We start from the raw sequence: 904 nt of genomic DNA on the forward strand, positions 1-904 counted from the left end.
GGTCACCATCGCCTTGCCGCAAAACTCCTTTCCGTTGTCGCTACGGATGACCTTGGGCAGACCACGCGTCTGCGCCAGGCGATCCATCACGCGCGTCACGCCCAAGCCGGAGATGGCTCGCTCCACCTCGATGACCACCGCCTCGTGGGTGGCGTCGTCGACCACCGTCAGACACTTGAGGACGCGGCCTTCGGCCGTGCGATCGAACACGAAGTCCATCGACCAGACCTCGTTGGCGGCTTTGGGCCGGGCAAGTGGCTGTCGCTCGGTAGCAGGCACCTTCTTCCGCTTGCGCCGCCGCACCTGCAGCTTCGCTTCCTGATACAGCCGTTCCACGCGCTTGTAGTTCACCAGTAGCCCCGCCTGCCGCAGTTTCAGATGGATCATCCCCACGCCGTAACGCTTGTATCGATGCGCCAGCGCCACGATGCGTTGTCGAAGCTCCACGTTGCGATCCGGCTGTGTCGCGTAGCGATACGCGCTGGCGCTCATGCCCACGACCGCCAGCGAGCGTCGCTCGCTCAACCCCTTGTCGACCATCTGCCGCACCAGCTCGCGCCGAGCCGGTGCGCTCACCACTTTTTTCGCAGGGCGTCCTTGATGACCTCGTTCTCAAGCACTTGCTCGGCCAGCAGCTTCTTCAGCCGCCCGTTCTCGGTCTCCAGCTCCTTCAACCGCCTGGCGTCGGGGACGCTCATGCCACCGAACTTGCTACGCCACAGGTAGTACGAGGCCTCGCTGAAGCCGTGCTTGCGACACAGCTCCTTCACCGGCATGCCGGCCTCCGCCTCACGCAAGAAGCCGATGATCTGCTCTTCGGTAAACCGCTTCTTCACGTCCAATCTCCTTCGGATGGGGGATTGGACTCCAAACCGACGTGCTACTCAAAATCGGGGGGACGTCG

General features: G+C 63.3%; 1 pseudogene. It reads right to left on the reverse strand.

What is annotated here, in order from left to right:
* Positions 1-776 (reverse strand): annotated as a pseudogene (locus tag UU9_RS16095) (IS3 family transposase); the annotation flags it as partial.
* Positions 777-904: the final 128 nt, after the last annotated feature.

The organism is Rhodanobacter fulvus Jip2, assembly GCF_000264315.1.
Taxonomy (GTDB): Bacteria; Pseudomonadota; Gammaproteobacteria; order Xanthomonadales; family Rhodanobacteraceae; genus Rhodanobacter; species Rhodanobacter fulvus.